The organism is Motilimonas sp. 1_MG-2023 (assembly GCF_030547455.1).
Classification (GTDB): domain Bacteria; phylum Pseudomonadota; class Gammaproteobacteria; order Enterobacterales; family CBDFNC01; genus Motilimonas.
Genome location: NZ_JAUOPX010000095.1, coordinates 1 through 1,862, shown reverse-complemented (window position 1 = coordinate 1,862; position 1,862 = coordinate 1). Strand labels below are relative to the sequence as shown.

The following is a 1,862-nucleotide window of genomic DNA, read 5'->3' as shown; positions in this document are numbered from 1 at the left end:
GACTTGCTAGGTCTTACCAGTCAGAGGGCTTTCACCTCCAATCTTCTACCGATTTAGCTCGGCGCACTGGATGTCCTCAAATCTATGTGGGATGAGACTAGAGGTAAAAATAAGCTTATGTGCCTGTTTTACTGAGCAGCTTTCTTACACCTAATAAAACACCACCAAATGAAATGATGAAAAGTATTGGTAAGAACATAAGTGTATTTCCAGTGGATATATCAGAGCTAGGGCTACCAATAATCGCAAGGGTGTTAATTAATAACAAAACTAAACCCGACTGAAGAAAGCCTTTATAACCGATGAAACCCGCGAGTAGTAGCAAAAGAAATGAAATACCTACCGCAGGAGTGAAAGGTGCTGCAGCTAAAAACATACAAATTAAAGAAAGAATAATAGCAAACCCAATTACGAACTTGATCATTGGAGCCCCTCTGGCACATAACGAGCCTGTAGAATTTATCTTTAAATAAAATTTAGTAACGCAAAAAAGATGGCTGTCCCATCACTTGAGCAGCGCCTTGTTAGGTGCTATGGCCCCTCAAATGCTAAATAATGAGAGTCTTTAAAACGTAAACCATAATCAATAAATTTACGGATTTCCGTTAGTGTATTGAGATACTTGTCAGAATATTTTGATGATTCACGTTCGCTACACAATAACTCTATATGTTCATTATCCAGTGTGGTCTTTCCATAATACTGTTCACCACCGATCTTCCCAATAAAATCTCGTCCAACAGAATCAAATATTTCTTCAGGTATATACAAAACTTCATCGGGTGAATAATTCTTCCAGTCTATTGAAACACCGACTTTCGCTATGTAAAGCATGACGCAAACATCATCGTCGTCTTTAGCGAATTTTAACAATTGCTCATGCTCAACCATAAGTACACCTAACGAGACTGTAGAATAACTCCAACAGCCAGATTTGACTAAAAAACGGGACCCAGCAATCAATCCTAAGCGCTTTTAAGACAATAGGTAATGCATTTGGAACCCATAAAACAGGCTATATTTCTTAAAAAAAGAGAAATTCTACAGCCTCAACGCCCGCAGCTGCGGACGCCTTGTAGTGACGAAGGAACGGAAAGGCGTTCCGACAGACTGCGTTTGTTAAGTGTGCGGACTTTCAAAATATTCCCTGAGCTCTTCAAATACTACGTTGTTACCGGAAAAGAAACCTGTCTTAGCTTTAACGCCACTTAGCTCTAGTGCGGCTGCATTAATTAAAATCAATTTTCCATCGTTAAGCTGTACACCCATGCGAAGAGGTTGTCCACGTCCGCCGGATGTTCTTATGGCTTTGATATCATCATGCGTATACAAGTTATCTCTATAGATAAATCCATTGTTTTTAATAGTTAGAAATGGTTTCGAAAATAACCCAAAATGTCTGATGCTATAAATTCTATCCATACCCACCTAGTACACTTAACGCTTTAGTATTTATACGTACTTTACCGCACGAAAATCGTCATTCCGCATAAAATAAATTAATAATATTCAGCCAGTTAAATGCTCTTTTGTTAACCGTAACAAGCAACACAGGGGAAAACAAAGGGAGCCTAGTATTTACCGAGATCAAATTTGGCCCCATAAAGAATTCAGCTGATTCATTTTGTGATTATATATCAAAGTGTTAGAAATAAGGTGTGAACAAAGCGAGACTTTTACTATTTATTTACCGCACCAAAATTTGGCAAAACCAGCTAAACTCCATTACACCTGTATAAATAAACATCAAACAGACGGTAAGTCACGGCCACCCGTTTCATCATTCTGATCCCTACCACTACTTTTAGACACACCACTAAGTAAGTACAATCACCATTGAGGTACTTATGAAAACAAATAAA

The 1,862-nt window shown here is 38.2% G+C and carries 3 protein-coding genes; all 3 read right to left on the bottom strand.

The annotated features are described in order from the left end of the window. Positions 1-115 precede the first annotated feature (115 nt). Positions 116-424, bottom strand: a complete 309-nt coding sequence (locus Q4519_RS21530; RefSeq protein WP_303515957.1) for a DUF6419 family natural product biosynthesis protein — start codon at positions 422-424, stop codon at positions 116-118. Between the two features lie 107 nt (positions 425-531). Further along, the gene (locus tag Q4519_RS21525) at positions 532-891 is read right to left on the bottom strand and encodes a hypothetical protein (protein WP_303515955.1); all 360 of its coding nucleotides are present in this window, start codon (positions 889-891) and stop codon (positions 532-534) included. Positions 892-1,119: 228 nt separating this feature from the next. After that, positions 1,120-1,422, bottom strand: a complete 303-nt coding sequence (locus Q4519_RS21520) for a hypothetical protein (protein WP_303515953.1) — start codon at positions 1,420-1,422, stop codon at positions 1,120-1,122. Between the last annotated feature and the right edge of the window lie 440 nt (positions 1,423-1,862).